The 16,202-nt window shown below is 62.9% G+C and carries 13 protein-coding genes; 1 reads left to right on the top strand and 12 read right to left on the bottom strand.

Annotation, left to right across the window (positions count from 1 at the left end; translation table 11 throughout):
• Positions 1-70: 70 nt before the first annotated feature.
• The 7 genes from ACELLULO517_RS22955 to ACELLULO517_RS22925 form a co-directional block, all read right to left on the bottom strand.
• Entirely contained in the window at positions 71-1,231 is a 1,161-nt protein-coding gene (locus ACELLULO517_RS22955; RefSeq protein WP_227309774.1) for an NAD(P)/FAD-dependent oxidoreductase, read from the bottom strand.
• Positions 1,228-2,838 carry an FAD/NAD(P)-dependent oxidoreductase gene (locus ACELLULO517_RS22950; protein WP_227309773.1) on the bottom strand — a complete coding sequence of 537 codons (1,611 nt, stop codon included), beginning with the start codon at positions 2,836-2,838 and terminating at the stop codon, positions 1,228-1,230. Before ACELLULO517_RS22950 ends, ACELLULO517_RS22955 begins: the two co-directional genes overlap by 4 nt.
• A complete protein-coding gene (locus ACELLULO517_RS22945) occupies positions 2,822-3,832 on the bottom strand; it encodes a GlxA family transcriptional regulator (protein ID WP_227309772.1) in 1,011 nt (336 codons plus the stop codon). The genes ACELLULO517_RS22950 and ACELLULO517_RS22945 overlap by 17 nt, the downstream gene beginning before the upstream one ends.
• A 23-nt stretch (positions 3,833-3,855) precedes the next feature.
• Positions 3,856-5,121 (bottom strand): aromatic ring-hydroxylating oxygenase subunit alpha, encoded by a 1,266-nt coding sequence (locus tag ACELLULO517_RS22940; RefSeq protein ID WP_227309771.1) that lies wholly within the window; start codon positions 5,119-5,121, stop codon positions 3,856-3,858.
• 123 nt (positions 5,122-5,244) lie between these two features.
• Positions 5,245-6,171, bottom strand: coding sequence for a polysaccharide deacetylase family protein (locus ACELLULO517_RS22935; RefSeq protein ID WP_227309770.1), 927 nt, complete (start codon positions 6,169-6,171; stop codon positions 5,245-5,247).
• Positions 6,172-6,186: 15 nt separating this feature from the next.
• Complete coding sequence (locus ACELLULO517_RS22930; RefSeq protein ID WP_227309769.1) at positions 6,187-7,215, bottom strand: NAD-dependent epimerase/dehydratase family protein; 1,029 nt, start codon at positions 7,213-7,215, stop codon at positions 6,187-6,189.
• Positions 7,216-7,237: 22 nt separating this feature from the next.
• A complete protein-coding gene (locus tag ACELLULO517_RS22925) occupies positions 7,238-8,476 on the bottom strand; it encodes a hydantoinase/carbamoylase family amidase (protein ID WP_227309768.1) in 1,239 nt (412 codons plus the stop codon).
• 97 nt (positions 8,477-8,573) lie between these two features.
• On the opposite strand from ACELLULO517_RS22925, the gene ACELLULO517_RS22920 reads away from it, so the two are divergent.
• Positions 8,574-9,350: an SDR family NAD(P)-dependent oxidoreductase gene (locus ACELLULO517_RS22920; protein ID WP_227309767.1), complete on the top strand. Its 777-nt coding sequence runs from the start codon at positions 8,574-8,576 to the stop codon at positions 9,348-9,350.
• Between the two features lie 287 nt (positions 9,351-9,637).
• On the opposite strand, the gene ACELLULO517_RS22915 is transcribed toward ACELLULO517_RS22920, so the two are convergent.
• Genes ACELLULO517_RS22915 through ACELLULO517_RS22895 form a run of 5 tightly spaced genes read right to left on the bottom strand, consistent with a single transcriptional unit; the run spans position 9,638 to position 15,824 of the window.
• On the bottom strand, positions 9,638-11,560 hold the full coding sequence (locus ACELLULO517_RS22915) for a glycoside hydrolase family 127 protein (protein ID WP_227309766.1): 1,923 nt from the start codon (positions 11,558-11,560) through the stop codon (positions 9,638-9,640).
• Positions 11,561-11,590: 30 nt separating this feature from the next.
• Positions 11,591-12,490, bottom strand: coding sequence for a carbohydrate ABC transporter permease (locus ACELLULO517_RS22910; protein ID WP_227309765.1), 900 nt, complete (start codon positions 12,488-12,490; stop codon positions 11,591-11,593).
• A complete protein-coding gene (locus ACELLULO517_RS22905; RefSeq protein WP_227309764.1) occupies positions 12,487-13,407 on the bottom strand; it encodes a carbohydrate ABC transporter permease in 921 nt (306 codons plus the stop codon). The genes ACELLULO517_RS22910 and ACELLULO517_RS22905 overlap by 4 nt, the downstream gene beginning before the upstream one ends.
• A 45-nt stretch (positions 13,408-13,452) precedes the next feature.
• On the bottom strand, positions 13,453-14,700 hold the full coding sequence (locus tag ACELLULO517_RS22900) for an ABC transporter substrate-binding protein (RefSeq protein WP_227309763.1): 1,248 nt from the start codon (positions 14,698-14,700) through the stop codon (positions 13,453-13,455).
• A 59-nt stretch (positions 14,701-14,759) separates the two neighbouring features.
• Positions 14,760-15,824, bottom strand: coding sequence for a LacI family DNA-binding transcriptional regulator (locus ACELLULO517_RS22895; RefSeq protein WP_227309762.1), 1,065 nt, complete (start codon positions 15,822-15,824; stop codon positions 14,760-14,762).
• Positions 15,825-16,202 lie beyond the last annotated feature (378 nt).

The following is a 16,202-nucleotide window of genomic DNA, read 5'->3' as shown; positions in this document are numbered from 1 at the left end:
TCCGCCAAAGTCATGCGAGAGCAAGCACGAATGCCATGCAAGAAACGGGGCAGTTCCGCGGAAGTCTCGTTCAAGCCTGCGCAGCCTCACGCCATCCCTGGATATGCGCCCAGTCCGGCTCCAAATCAGCGAAGCGCGCCAGGCTGAAGCTGGACAGATCGGCAAAGTCGCAGCGGCCTTCGGTCACGATCTGCGCAATGGCCCGGCCCGTCGCCGGGGACAGGCCAAAGCCGATGCTGGACAGCGTCGCCACGGTCAGGTTTCCGGGCTCGGCCGGCCGGTCGATCACCGGCCGGCCGTCGGGCGTATTCTCAATCACGCCGGCCCAGCTGCGGATAATCCTGGCATGGGCCGCCCGTGGAAACAGCTGCGCGAGCCGACCGGCCATATAGGACATCAGCGGCGTGCTCGACGGTGTCGTGGAAACGGCCTCGTCTTCAAGCCATTCATGCGGGCCGCCGCCATAGGCAAGATTGCCGCGCAAGGTTTGCCGTCCGTAGAGCCCGTTACCGTCCACGCCGCCGATGGGCATCAGCGGCAGCGGCTCCGTCACCAGCATCTCTGCCCGGGCCGGCACCATGGGCACCGAAACGCCGACCATCGCCGCCAGCCGTTGCGTCGATGGTCCGGCCGCCAGCACCACCTGATCGCAGTCGATCGCGCCGTGATCGGTGATGACGGCGGCAATGCGCCCGCCCTGCTGACGAAAGCCGGTAACCTTGGTTTCCTGCAGCACGCGGCCGCCATGGTCCTGCATGGCCCAGGCATAGGCCTGCACGGTGCGATGCGGATTGGCGTGACCGCCGAAATCGTAGAAATAGCCACCGACGACGCCATCGCCCGCCAATGGGACCAGTTCCTGCGCCTGTTTCGCATCCAGCAGCGTCGAGCTGAAACCCTGATGCGCCGCATTGCGCACGGCGGCACCGTAAAGCTCCAGCTGCCTTTCATCGAAAGCAAGCCGGACGCGCTTGGGGCAAAACTCGGTCGGATAGCCGAGCAATTCATCCATCTGCGGCCATAGCCGCTGCTCCTCGACGAAAAGCGGGCTGAAGTGATGCGAGCACCCGCCGCCATTGCGGCCCGAAGCCCCCCAGCCGACAAGGCCGCTGTCGATGACGACGACGTTCACGCCGCTCTGCGCAAGCCACCAGCCGGTGCTGAGGCCGGTCGCACCGGCACCGATGACGACGACATCGGCGCCGCTGACCGGCGCGTCCATCTCCGTCATTCGCTGGCCCCCTCGGTATCCCCGGATCGCGTCGCTGCGGTGTACCGGGCCGGCACCGACCAGAAGGGAACATATTGGGCCGGCATGCCGAACCAGGTATCCCAATGCCGTGCCATCGCGTCCGTCTCGACGTTTGTCAGGGCTGCCAGGCGCAGCGGCATGGGGCGCACCGGCGCGCGATGCGAGGCTGGCCGGATCGCGCCATAAGGCAGATCAGAGGCGAGCGCGAGCAGGGCCGCCACCTGCTCCCGGCAGCGCCGCCCCTGGCACGGCCCCATGCCGGCGCGCGTCAGGCGCTTGACCTGGTCGGGATGCGGATGGTCCCCCAGCAGACTGCGCAGGTCGCGCCGATTGGACTGCGGCAAGCCGTCCGCCAATTGATCAACACCGAGATAGCGCGGCGGCCTCAGCTCCAGAATTTCCCGCGCGGTGACTTCCTCGCATTGGCAGACATGCAGGCTGTCACCGGCGTCCAGCACGGTTGCCCGCACCCAGGCGAGCCGGTCTTCACCCACCTGGCCATCCGGCGGAGAATGCTCCCCGGCCGCGCCAGGCAAGGCGGAGGCCGCCCGCTGGCCCTCCCCACGCGCGATAGCGGTATCCAGCGTCTTGGCCGGCCATATGCCTGCGCAATTCCCGGCCGCGTAGATGCCCGGCTTGCTCGTGCCTTGCCTGGCATCGAGCTCAGGCACGATGCCGCCGCGCGCCGGATCGAACACCATCCGACAGCCGGCGGCATCCAGCAGTTCCACGACCGGAACTTGGCCCACGCCCAGCAGCACCCCGTCGCATGCAATCCGAATATCCGCGCCGCCCTGGCCATGGCCGTCATCATCGACGGGACGCAGAACCAATGCCTCCACCGCGGCGCCTCCTTCGGCTTGCTTTGGCGCATGGCCACTGATCAGCCGCGTGCCTTTGGCCGCCAGCGCCGTCAGCATGGCCGGCGCGCCGAGCGGGGCCTGACCCACCTCCACCACAGCGAGGATCGTGGCACCCGCCGCCTGCAGGGCGAGCGCCGATTGCAAGGTCTCCGTGCCGGTTCCCAACACAACCAACCGCCTTGGCTGCAGGGCGCCGTAAAAGACCGCGAGACGTTCCGCCGCCAGGATTCCCATGACGCCGTCCTTCTCCCAGCCCGGGAAGGCGAGGCCCATGTCACGCTGACCGGCCGCGACGACAATACGCTCCGCGCCGATCATCCACGACCGCGCGCCGTCCATCAGGCCGGCGACCGGCCCAGCAAGCCAGCCGATATCCGGCCCCGGCGCATAGATGCCCCAGCAGGCGGTGCCCAGCCGCACATCGACGCCTGCCGCCAGACAGTCCTCCAACGCGGGCATCGCGCCGGCTACCGCTTCCAGCATGGCGTTGCGGTTGCGCACCGCGCCTGTCATGCCGCTGCCGAAATGCAACGGCAGATTTTCCGCCATCGTCTCCAGCCCGATGGGGTTTTCGTCAACAAGGATCACCGAGCGGCCTTCGGATGCCGCCTGCATGGCCGCCGCCATGCCCGCCGGGCCACCGCCGATGACAAGGACCTCGGCTCGCTCCGCGACCGGCAGATTGGTGCCGGCAATCGACTTCGGGTCAGGCCGGAATGACATGATGATCCGACGCCTCCATCATAGGGTTATGCCTGCCGGCCAAAGGCGCATTCCGCAGTGCATCGGACCGCGGCGTGCAGCCAAAACGGTCGCGATAGGCATGGGCGAAATGACTGGCATTGGCGAAGCCGGTCGCGACCGCCACTTCCATGATCGAAAGTCCCGTCTGACGCAGCAGGGTACGCGCCTGTTCCAGCCTGAGCTTGAGCTGAAACGCGGTCGGTGTCATGCACAGGTAAAGCTGGAACAGCCGCTCCAACTGGCGTTGGGAAATGCCGGCGACCGCCGCCAACTCATGCCCCCGCGCCGGATGATCCAGATGCTTTTCCATATGGGCGATGACACGCAGCACGGTTGCATTGCGAACGCCAAAGCGCATCACCGGCGCCATGCGTTGGGGGTGTTCGCCGTCTCGCACAGCGGTCGCCAAAAACCAGCCGCTGACAGCGACCGCCAGAGCATTGCCGTGCTCGCGCGCCAGCAGCGCATGCATCATATCAAGCGGCGCCGCTCCACCTGAACAGGTCAGCCGATCACGGTCGATCTCGAACAGGCAGCGTTGCAGATCGAGATCAGGGAATTCCTCCAAGAAGCTGGGCGCCAGTTCCCAATGCAGGGTGAAGCGATAACCCTTCAGCAGTCCGGCCCGGGCCAAAAGATAAGGGCCGGCCGAGACACCGCCCATGCGCACAGCCTGTCGCGCCAGCACCGCCAGCCGCCTCAGCGTTGCGGCATCATGGAAGCCAACCGCTGAAACACCGGCACAGACCACAAGCAGATCGAGCGACGCGGCGTCGGCCCAGTCCATGTCCGGCGACAGCGTGATGCCGTTGGACGCCTGCACCGGCACGCCATGCGGGGTCAGGTGATGCCAGGAATAGAGTGCGCGGCCGGAGATTTCGTTGGCAGCCCGCAGCGGCTCTACCGCAGACGCGTAAGGCAGCAGCGCGAAGCCGGGCACGAGCAGAAAGCCGATGCGCTTGGTCTCTGTCATGGCCGGCGATGATGCGCGGTTCGTTATGACAAAGCTCCTTCCCGCACGGCTGCATCCGCGTGCGCGCCGATCTTGCCGCAATACCAATCGACGAATTTCAGCACGCCAGCCTCCACCGCCGGCGAATAGGGACCGGGACGATAGCCTGATGACCGCACGCCGGCCTGATTGCGCTCTACCAGCACCTTGTCCTGTTGGTTGGTGACCTGCCAGACCTGCGTGAGGTTTTCGATCGTATAGTCGACACCTTCGATCGCCTCGGCATTGACCAACCATTTCGTGGTCACCAGAGTTTCTTCGGGCCCGATCGGCAGCATGCGGACAAGAACGGTATAGTCGTTCAGGCAATGGTTGAAGGTCGAAGGGTAATGGACCCAGCGTAGTGAGCCATAGGCATCCGCGGGCGATTGCCCCAGTGGCTTCGCGACCGCCGGATGGCCGTCCATGGTGATCGACCGCGCATTCGCGGTGAAAGGCAAGCGTGACGCGCGATAATGCGCGCCTTCCGCAATCTGGGCGGTGAAGCCTGCGGCCTCCCACTTGTTCCAATAGTCGCCAATGAGGGCGTTCTGCTCCGGATTGGCAAAGTCATAGATATCGAGGAAAGTCCGCATGAGTTCGTCATGGCCGGACGCGCAATGGTAGCATTCGCGCGAATTCTCCATCGCCATCTTCCAATTGCCGTATTCGATGAGATGGTCTTCATGGGCCAGCTTCGCATTCTCAAGCCCATGCGGCGCCAATTGCTCCGTCATCGCTGCCTGATAGGGCGCGAAGTCCGGCGGCTCGGTCGCCAGACAGACATAAATGGTGCCGCCGACCGTGCGCAGATGCACGGGCGCGAGGGAGAAATCCTCCGGCCGGAAATCCTCGGGCATGAATTTCGCGTGGGCCAGAGAGCCGTCCAACCGATACGTCCAGCGGTGATAGGGGCAGACGATCGCAGGCAGATGGCCGCGCTCTGCCTCACAAAGCTTGAAGCCGCGATGGCGGCAGGAATTATAGAAGGCCCGCAAAACCCCCTGCCGGTCGCGCAGAACAAGGATGGGGCTGCGCCCGATCGTCACCGTCATAAAATTGCCGGGCTGTGGAATCTCGCAACTTGCGCCGACGAAAATCCATTCCCGCTCGAAGATAACAGCGATATCCGTCGCGAAGATATCAGGGTCGGTATAGAAGGCGCCCGGCAGAGCATGACCGGGTTTGCGGCTGCCGATCAACCGCCGCAGCCTCTCCCGCGACGGCCTCGCCTCAGCCCCTGGGCCGATGTCTGACGCACAAGCCTGCATGCGGAGCGCCCTCCCTCTCGTTCCGTCACTCTGCTGCACAAAATAGAGGCTTGCTGTCGTAAATTCGACATCAATCTTCAAAAAAGCGACATCGTGATGACAGATAGTCGGGCGAACGCCGCTTTATGCGGCAGGCGTTGGCGGGTGCTGGGCGATCCAATGTCGCGCGATTGCGTCTCTCCCGGCCAGCCAGACACCGTCATGCCGCTGAATATGGTCCAGCAACCGCGCGAGCCCCCCAATACGGCCCGGCCGCCCGATGATGCGGCTATGCAAGCCGATCGACATCATGCGCGGTCGCCCTGCCTCGCCTTCGCGATACAGGCAGTCAAAGGCATCTCGGCAATAGGTGAAGAAGTCGTCGCCGGTTGCGAAATCCCCGCCGCGCACAAGCCGTGCGTCATTATTGTCCAGCGAGTACGGCAGGATCAGATGCGGCTTGCCGGCCATGGCCGTCCAATACGGCAGATCATCGTCATAGGCGTCGCAGTCATACAGGAAGCCACCATGGTCGGCGACGAGGCGACGCGTATTCGGGCTCGGCCGCCCCGTATACCAGCCGATGGGCGGTCGGCCGATGGCGGCCGTGATGGCTGAGACATTGCGCGCGATATGCGCGCGCTCCGTCGCCTCATCAACCGTATGATAGTCGATCCAGCGATAGCCGTGACAGACGGTATCGAAGCCGCTTGCCTTTATTTCAACCGCAGCCGCCGGATTGCGTTCCAGCGCCATGCCGACAGCATAGATCGTGGCCTGCACCTCTCTCTCGCGCAGCAGGCGCATCACCCGCCAGAACCCGGCACGGCTGCCATAGCCGAACATGGATTCGACATTGGCGTCGCGGGCAGCAAGCAAGGGTGTCGAAACCCCCGCATCCGTGAGCACATATTCGGCATGGGCGTCGCCATGCAGAATATTATATTCGCCACCTTCCTCCACGTTCAGCACGATCGACACCGCAATAAGGGCGCCACCAGGCCAGAGCGGATCGGGCGGCTGACCGGCATAGCCCAGAAGATCGCGCGGATAGACCAGACTGTCCTGCATCACCTTGCCTTTCTCTCAACCGGCGCGCTGCGCCGCGATCCAGTCCATATAGGCGTGAAAGGCATCGCGCGGCGGCCTTGGGCGCCAATCGGTCTCGGCCGTGATGCGGGCAATGTCATAGGCGCCCCACATGCCCCCCGTCAGGCTGGCATCCTCGATCATCTCGGCCTCGGCCGCCGGCACAATTTTGGCGCTGAAACCGGGGCACTTCTCCGCTGCCCAGTCAACAAGATGACCGATGGTGGTCGTCTCACCCGCCGCGATGTTATAGACGCCGTGGGTGAGGCTCGGCGCCCGGCACAACGCGCGAATAGCTGCCGCCACGTCCTCAGCATGGATATAGTCCCCGACAGCGTCCAGGGTATTGACAAGCAACGGGCCGGTGAGGTCGAGCGCCTTATGCGCGATGCGGTTCGGCACATGACGGAAGTTGCGGCTGGCGGTCGCGCGATCCATCGTGCCGTAGACTGAAGAAAACCGGACGGAGATGGTCGACAGACCAAAAAGCTCGCCGTAGCGCTCGGCGATCATTTCCGAGGTCCATTTTGAAATTCCGTAGAGCCTGCGCGGCATGACATAGCCGTCCTCCGGCAAGGCCTCACCCGGCCGGTCCGGCCCGTGATGGCGATAGACGGCACCGGAGCTGACATAGACCACGCGCCTGATGCCGGGCTGCATGCGCGCCCAGTCAAGCAAGGCAACCGTTCCCATGACGTTGATGGCGATGATCCGTCCGGGATCGTTTGCTTCCGGCTCGCGCCCGATATCGCCCGCCGTGCCCCGCGCCAGCGGCGTCACGGTCGCACCATGCACCACATGGGTGATGCCGGCGCCCTCCAGACGCGGCGCCCATGTCTCAGGCCGGGTCACGTCCGCGACGATAACGTCCATCCGATCCGCGACGGGCGCGAAATAGCGGCGTGCCGCCTCGTCCAGCGGTGCGGCATCAAGAGCGATCAGGCGCAGATCGGGCTCCGCTTCCAGCCATTCGCGGGCGAGCACGCTCATGACGAACCCCGTGGCACCGGTTACCAGAACGGTCATTGGATCTCTTTCATTCTGGACATCAAAGGGGAAAGCTCAGCAGAAGACGTGTCAACAATCGCTGCGCCACGGCGAAATCGTCCAGCGCCATGGCTTCGGCCGGATTGTGGCTGCCATTGCGATTACGGATGAAGATCATGGCGCTCGGTATGCCTTGACCGGCAAAAATCGCCGCATCATGCCCGGCGCCGCTAGCCATTTCATAGGGTGCGTCACTGAGCCGCGACAATTCCCGGCGCAGGCCCGCATCCATCAAAGCCGGCGGCGAATAGCTTGGCTGCCCAAGCATGAAGCGCACGCGGTACTCCTCCTCAATGCGCGCAGCCGCTGCTTGCAGCTCGGCCGCGACCGCCGTCATCACCGTATCGGATGTGCTGCGGATATCGACCACGAAACGGGTCTCACCGGCGATCTTGCTTGGCCCATGCATCGCGGGGTCGGTGGAGAATTCTCCGCTGGTCAGCACAAGGTCGTCGCCGCGCGCTTCGATCCGCCGCCAGTATTCGTTCATGTGATGCAGCAACGCGACTGTCGCCGCCACCGCGTCCTGCCTGTGGCGCCGCGGCACGGCGCCGGAATGCGCGTATTCGCCCACACAGCGTGCCGCACGAAAGCGCAGGCAGCCGCGGATGCCGCTGACGATCGCAACTGGCAGGTCTTCGCCCACAAGCTCGGGTCCCTGCTCGATATGCACTTCCAGATAAGCGCGTATCCGGGCCGGGTCGAGCAACCGCCTGCGGTCAAGGATCGCTTCGACATCGAACCCATTGACCGTCAATGTCTCGGCCAGCGTCAGATCCGTATCGGTTCGCCGCACCGCCAGCACCGCCGGGTCAAGCAGGCCGAAAGCGCCAGCGCTGCCGAGATAAGGCACATCGAACCAGGCCGATTCCTCCGCGCGGATCGCCATTACCGTCACGTCGCAGGATGGCGTCACGCCCATGTCGCGCAACTGCGCGAATGCGCAAAGCCCTGCGACAACGCCCGCAGCACCATCGAAATTGCCACCCTGCGGCACGCTGTCGAGATGCGAACCGATGATAATGGCAGACGCCGCGCGATCCTGGCCGGGAAGCGTCATCATCAGATTGCCAATCGCGTCGACCGCGCATTCCAACCCAAGGTCCGAGGCCGCAGCGCGGAGGATGTCATGGGCCGCCTGCTCGCCCTGCCCGTAGCTGTCACGCACAATGCCCGCCCCCTGCCGCGTCGCACGGTCAAGGGCGTCGAAGAGCCGGGAGGCAAGTTCGGTATTTGGCAAAAAAGAGTCGGAAATTGCATAATCTCCCGTAGAATCAGTGCAACTATGCCGTTGCTCGTCGGCGCGATGGCCGGCACGAAACAGGAAAGTGCCCCAGATGTCCAGTTTGCTTGCCGGGAAGGTTGTGGGAATCACGGGCGCGAGTTCCGGCATCGGTCGCGCCATCGCACTCAGTTTCGCGCAGGAAGGCGCCATCGTCGCGCTGGCCGATATTGAGACGGAACCGAAAGAAGGCGGTGCGCCGACGCTGGATCTTGTCCGCGATGCCGGCGGCACGGCGCGCTTTGACCGCGTCGATGTCTCGCAATGGGCCGATATCGACCGCTGGATCAGCGATGTCGTGCGGAGCTATGGGCGGCTGGATGTCATGGTCAATAACGCCGCGACGTTTTCCGGAACCGGTCTTGTCGATACCAGCGCAGAGCAATGGGAGACGGTGATGGGCGTCAACATGACCGGCATGTTCTATGGCTGCAAACGCGCCGTGCAGCAGATGCTGACGCAGGAACCGCGCGCCGAAGCCCGTGGCCGCATCATCAATCTCGGTTCCCAGCAAGGTATCGTGACCTCGCCCCGCGATACCGCCTATGGCGTCAGCAAGGCGGGCGCGATCTATATCTCCCGGCAAATCGCGGTGGATTACGCAAAGGACCTGATCATCTGCAATACGATATCACCGGGAAAGGTGGTGACGGGAAAGCCGGGCCTGCCGATGGACCCGGCACTTATGGAGAATGCGCGGCGGCGTACCCCCTGGCCGCGCCTGGGAACACCGCAGGATATCGCGAATACGGCCGTGTTCCTGGCAAGCGATCGCGCAACCTTCATGACCGGCGCAAACCTTGTTGTCGATGGTGGTTGGCTGGCGGGCTGATATGGAAAGCAGCCTCAGTTTTGTGCCGTACGGCTTCACCGTCGCGCAGAACCGTGACGGGCGAACCTGGCCGCCAACCCTGATCACGAAGCGCCTGACACAGTGTCTAGAGCGTTTCCTGCTCGCCTACGCTCACAGATACCGCTCTAGATTATTGTTTTTGCGAGCGGCGCTGGGTGTATGCGCCCTGACTTTTATGGACGCTCTCATGAAGCGGCCATCGATGACCTACCCACTCGGGGAAGTCATCGAGCTCAGAAATTGCCCAGATTGACAAGAATAACGCATCAACATTCACGAAGCCATACCAGCATCTCCCCCGGCATCCGATTGTCCCAGGCGTAGTAGGGGATTGCACGGACAGTAACGGGCGCCGCATCCTTAGCGTTGGTCGTATACAGGTCCTCCTCCTTGTCAGGACGTTCCCGAACGGCTTCGACAGCCAGCGTCACGATGCCGCCCAGTTCATCCACAGCGTCGCACCGCATCAGGCCGCTACTATTCAACCGGATGCTGTTCAGTGCCGGGCCGTTATCCTGCTCTTCCAAACAATAGACCAGCGGGCCGCGCATCAGCGTTACCCGGCCCTGATTGGCACCCACTTCGGGCGCCGCATGCAGGCGCCTTACCGGCATGGCAAGGTCCAATTCCAGCCGGTCCCCCGCCTGCCATTGCCGACGCAACTGAATATAGCCGTCCTGGACCTGATCCGTGAGGGCTGCAGGCTCGCCGTTCAGCGTGAGCGTCGCCCCCTGCGCCCATTCCGGCAGGCGCAGCGACAGGGTAAAGGTTTGCGGTATTTCGGGCAGAAGGGTGATGGCGATCTGGCCGTCTTCCGGGTAGCGCGTCTCCAGACGAACGCGAACCGGGCCGCCGGGCAAGGCAAGCGATGCCTCGCCCGCGACATAGAGATGGATGGCAATGCCGTCATCGGCCAAGCCATAGGCATAGGTACCGATAGAAGCGATGAGGCGCGCGATATTGGGTGGGCAGCAGGGGCAATGGTGCCAGATCCAGCGGTGATGCGCGCCTCGGCTTTCCAGCGGATTGTCATAGAAGAAGCGGGTGCCGTCACGCGACAGTCCGACCAGCGCGCCGTTATAGAGCGCGCGCTCCATGATATCGGCATAGCGGCGATTGGGGCCAAGCCCCAGCATACGGCTGGCCCAGAAGACCAGCGCGACAGCAGCACAGGTTTCGGCATAGGCGGTCGCATTCGGCAGATCGTAGTCGAAGGTCAGCCCTTCATTATGGGCGGAAGGTCCAAAGCCACCCGTGACATAGAGATTCTTCTTCGTCAGATGATCCCACAGCGCGCCGAGCGCAGGCGTCAGTGTGTGATCGGCGAATTCGGTGGCGACATCGGCCATGCCGGCATAAAGATAGGCTGCGCGCACGGCGTGGCCGACCACGCGCCGCTGGTCACGCACCGGCTCATGCGACTGGCTGTATTCATAGCTGCCGAAGTAATAATCCTTGGGGTCGTCACCGCGCTGTGCGGCTTCGGCGTCATAGTAGTGCGGCGCCTGACCGCGCTGGTCGATGAAGAAACGGGCCAGATCGATATAGCGCTGTTCCCCTGTGGCGCGGCCGAGCTTGACGAGTGCCAGCTCAACCTCCGGATGCCCGCAATAGCCGCGCATCTGGCCTGCGCCGGTGCCGAAAATAGAGCAGAGATAGTCCGCGTAGCGCGCCATGATATCCAGAAAGCGGCGCTTGCCGGTCGCGTGGAAATAGGCGACCGCGCCTTCCATCAGATGTCCCGCATTATAAAGCTCATGACAATCCCGCAGGTTGGTCCAGCGCTTGCCGGGCTCGATACGCAGATACCAGGAATTGAGATAGCCGTCCTCGGCCTGCAATCTTGCATAGGCATCGATGATTTCATCGATCTTGGCTTCGAGTGCAGGGTCGGGATGGCGGGCCAGCGTATAGGAGGCGGCTTCGATGCTTTTGCCGAAATCCGAATCCCAGAACATCTGGGTGGAGACGGTGCTGTTGCCGCCCTGGAAGGGAATGCGCAGGCCCGGATTGGGGCGCGCCGGGTCGATCTGGTCCAGCATCCCGGCCTGAATGCAGCGGTCCAGCAGCGTATGCACCGTGGTCGCGGCCAAGGTCTCGATCCAGGTGCCGAAAAAACCTTCGACCTTGACCTGGTGGATGGCGGGCGGACGGAACCGGGCGGACGTTGAAGAAGAAGGCTCAGTCATGGCGATACTCCTCGCGCGTTCGTCGCGCCGTTACTTGACGGAACCCGCGGTCAGGCCACGGATGTAATAGCGTTGCAGGCAAAGGAAGAGGAGAATGCAGGGGATCATCATGAGCGTGACACCCGCCTGCACGGCGCCCCAGTCGATGGAACCAAAGCGGCCGGACTGGACGACCATCATCAGCACCGGCAGCGTGTATTTGTCCTGGTCGGACAGAAAGACGAGTGCGGCCAGGAATTCGTTCCAGGAATAGAGAAAGGCGAACAGCCCAACCGAAACGATGCCGGGCATCACCAGCGGCGTCATGACATGCAGGAGAAGGCGCAGCCCATCCAGCCCGTCCAGCCGGGCCGCCTCTTCGATCTCCTTCGGCACGGTATCGAAAGCGTTGCGCATCATGAAGACGGAAAAAGGCAGCTGCACGGTGGCATAGATCAGCACAAGCCCGATCAGGCTGTTCTGCAGGCCAAGCTTGATGAGAATCAGAAAGAGCGGCGTCAGAAGAGACTGGAAGGGAATCATCATCGTCGCCAGGATCAGGCCGAAAATCATCGCCTTTCCCGGCATCCGAAAGCGCGAAAAGCCGTAACCCGCGAGTGTTGCGACGAATACTGTGAGCACCGACGTGCCGAGCGCGACCATAAAGCTGTTTGCCGCATCGTGCAGAACCCCGGTGCCGAGCGCATCGAGACGCGCGTAACTCGCAGACGTGAAGCCTTGCACCGGCCAGGGCGGCAGCGGCGGCGTTCCGGCCTCACCCGCCGCGCGGAACGAGGCGAGGACCGTGATGACGATCGGCGCGAGGAAGAGAACGGCGACGATGACACAGGTGACATGGAACAGCACGCGATGCAGCGGCCATCGCCGGGGCGCGGCCTGTACTCTGGCCGTCGTGCGCAGGTGAAGTCTCTGGCCGATGGTCGTGCTCATCGCAAATCCTCCCTGTCGCGTAGCAGCCAAAGCTGGGCCGCGCTGATCACCAGCAGGATAGCGAGGAGCACGACGGAGAGCGCGGCACCGTAACCGAGGCGGAAGGAGACGAAGGACTGGTTGAAGATCCAATAGACCGCCGTCATCGTCTGGTTCTGCGGGCCGCCGGCCAGGATGATGTAGAACTGGTCGAAGGCGAGCATCGAACCGGAGATGCAGAGGATAAGTGCCAATGCCACCGGCCGCCGCACCAGCGGCATGGTGATGAAGCGAAAGCGTTGCAGCACATTCGCCCGGTCGATACGTGCCGCCTCGTAATAGTCAGCGGGGATCGATTGCAGACCGCTCATGATGATCACCATGTAGAATCCGGCCAGTTTCCAAATGACCATAATGATGACCGACCAGAAGGCCGTCCCGTAGGAGGCCAGGAAATTCACCCGCCCCTGCGTGAATCCGAGCAGTTGGGCCAAGCGCGAGAATAGACCGGCATCGACATTCGACAGCCAGGACCAGAGCAGGCTGGCTGAGGCAAAACCGATAACCACCGGCAGGAAATAGGCCATGCGGTAGAAGCCCACGCCAGGGCGCGGCTTCTCCACCAACAGCGCCAAAGCGAAACCGGCAATCATGAGGCCGATTGTGACCGCCACGGTATAAAGCACGGTAAAGGACAAGGCGTTCCAGAATCCGACATCGAACCAGATGGCATGGTAATTCGCGAACCCGATCCATCGCGGCCGCCCGATGAGCGGCCAACGATGCAAAGACATCCAACCCATCATGCCAAGCGGTGCCAGGAAGAAGACGCCGACGAGTGCCAGTGCCGGCATCACGTAAAGCAGCGATGCCCAGTCCCGGCGCCGTACATGCGTTAGCCCAATGCGCGAAAGCCTTCTGTTCAGCAATACGTTCACAGCGCAAGCCCTTTCCGAAATTGGCTTGGGATGCCTCGCACCCGGTCAGGGGGCGGTATCGATCGTGGATTGCATGTTAGACTGCGCCGCCTTGATAGCGGGCTCAACCGCCGCAGGATCGCTGAAAATCGCCTTGTTCAGCATGGTGATCCAAGGCCCGTTGGCAGAGTTGATGATATCGTTGAAAACGGTCGAATAGGGCGTCTGCCCATGGGTCATGGCGGTCTCGGTCACGAGATAGCGTGCATCGAGGCCCTTCAGCGCATCCTGCGCCAGATCACCGCGCACCGGCAGCGATCCGTTATGCGCCAGGATTTCCTGCCCCTGCAAACTATAGGCGAATGTGATGAAGGCCTCGATCGCATCGACCTTCTTCGTGGCATTCGAGACCACGAAATTGTCCCCGCCCGCGAAGGAAGACCATCCGCCCTTCTCGCCCGGGATGAAGGTGACGCCGAATTTCAGCGTCGGCTCCTGCGCATTGAGTGCGCCGATCGCGAAGGAGCCGAGAGAGGTCAAGCCCACCTTGCCTGTCGCGAAGGCCGAGAAAAAGCTTGTGCCGGTATCGGTCTGCGCGCCAGCGGGCACAAGCCCATCCGCCACCATGCCGTGATAGAAATCGATCGCTGCATGCAGTTGTCGCGTATCCAGCGTCGCGGTCTTGCCGTCGGTGCTGAAAAGATGCCCGCCCGAGGCCCAGACCAGCGGCGCGAAGGTGAAGATCTGGCAGCCGGCGCAACTGCCCGAGAAATAGAAGCCTTTGATACCGTTGCCGAGTGCCGCGACCTTCTTGGCATCCGCTGTGAATTCCGCCCAATTGGTCGGCCCCTTATCGGGGTCAAGTCCCGCCTGCTGAAACAGGTTCTTGTTCCAGACAAGAACGGAGGCATCGCCTGAAAACGGCAGGCCGTAGATATGACCTTGATAGGTCGCGACAGACAGATGCGCCGGCGACAGGCTTTTGTAATAAGGGAGGGACTTCGTGAAATCCGTCATATCCTTGAGCTGCCCGGCCGCCGCGAAGGCCGGCGTGTAGATCAGGTCGAGTGTCAGCGCATCCGGCGCGGTGCCGCCGGCGGCGGCGACTGCGAATTTCTGCACCATCTGCGCGGTCGGAATGATTTGTAGATCAACATGATCCTTGGTTTGCGCGGCGTTGAAAGCATCGACGATCTTGGGCATGAATACCGCATCATCCGATCTCGCCCAGATATGAATCGTCTCGGCCTGGGCCTGGGCCGCCATCCCCGCGGCAAGGACCATGCCCCCTAATATTGCCGACCATTTCTTCATGACGCATCTCCCTTTTTTTTATTTTTTGGGTCGTCCGGCACGTTATTCAGATCGATCCTTCAGGTGGCGTCCCCGATCTGCTCGCCGCCACATGATTGGCGCATAACGAGATGGCAGGGCAGTTTTCGCAGACCGGGTTCGACCGCCTTTCCCGCAATCATATCAAGCAGCGTCAGGCCCGCGCATTCGCCAAGACGGGTCAATGCCATATCAATCGTCGTCAAAGGCGGCCGTGTTGCACGCGCAAAGATATCCCAGTTGTCATAACCCACGACCGCGATATCTTCAGGCACCCTGATCTGGCGGACCTGCAAAGCATCGATAAGACCCCGGGCGATTTGGTCATTGCCGCAGAACACCGCATCCGGGTAGCGCTCGGTCCCCAGCCGCTCTCGCAGGAAAAGGCCGGTCTCATAGCCGAATGCCTCCGACCAGCTGCCGTGCAACGACTTGCCGTACGGTTCCAACCCTGCGTCACGCAAGACCTGGCACCAGCCGGCCGCGCGCAGCGCGACCGCCGCGAAATCCTCCGGCCCGCTGATATGCGCGAGGCGCCTGCGCCCGAGAGAGAGAAGATGGCGTGCGGCCAAGGCGCCGCCACGCTTGTCATCAGGAACGAAACCCACGCCCTCGGGCGGGGTCGCGGCATTCGCGTAGACCACCGGCATGGCCGGCCTGCGGTTTTCAAGCGGCGGGGCGCGGTCGATACGCTTGCCCGCAATGACCAGCCCGTCCACGCGCTTGTCTTCCATCGCTTCGATACTGAGGCGGACGCGGGCCGGGTCGTCATCGACCGCACACAGGAAGACCGAGACGCCCTTGCTGGCCATGGCAGAGGCCAGGCCCGCAGCCACCGGCAGCGTGAAGCGGCCGTAAGTGTCATTGGTGATCAGGCCGAGCGTGAAGGAGCGCTTGCCCACCAAAGCACGGGCGACCGCATTCGGCCGAAAGCCGACGTCCCGGGCGATCTGCCGCACGCGATCCCTGGTTTCAGGCGACATACGGCCCTGCTCGTTCAGCGCCTTTGACGCTGTGGAGACGGAGACCCCCGCAGCCCTCGCGACTTCGCGGATCGTGACGCGGCGCGGCTCCTCCAGATTCAGGCGGCTTCTATCCTGGTCCATCTTGCTCCATGGCCTGCTTGCAGCAGTTTCGTAGTGAGCAAACGTTTTTTCATGGGAGAGAAAACGTCTTTTCACGACAATCGTCAAGCGTTTGCGTCGCATTGGCCTGGGGGGGCGGATCTAGAACTGCGTCCAACCGGCAAAGTCTTCGTCCGGAGGCGCGCTTAACCGATCCGCCTGCGTCGGCGCCTGACTTCCGGGAGGTATGCGATCGTGACACCGGCCGCCGATGCGACTTTTGCCCTATCAGTTTGGCCAGTCTGCCGGGATGTCGCGTCTGACCGCGTTTTCATGGACGGTGCGGGCATGGGGTTGGGTTCAGGCACCCGAGGAACGGGCGGTTCGGCTGCTTCGCGCCCCGCCCCGCCTTGCGCCTCG

Origin of the sequence: Acidisoma cellulosilyticum (assembly GCF_020621385.1) — a bacterium.
In the GTDB taxonomy this organism is placed as follows: domain Bacteria; phylum Pseudomonadota; class Alphaproteobacteria; order Acetobacterales; family Acetobacteraceae; genus Acidisoma; species Acidisoma cellulosilyticum.
The sequence above is the reverse complement of the archived record's forward strand: the minus strand, read 5'-3'. Positions and strand labels throughout refer to the sequence as shown.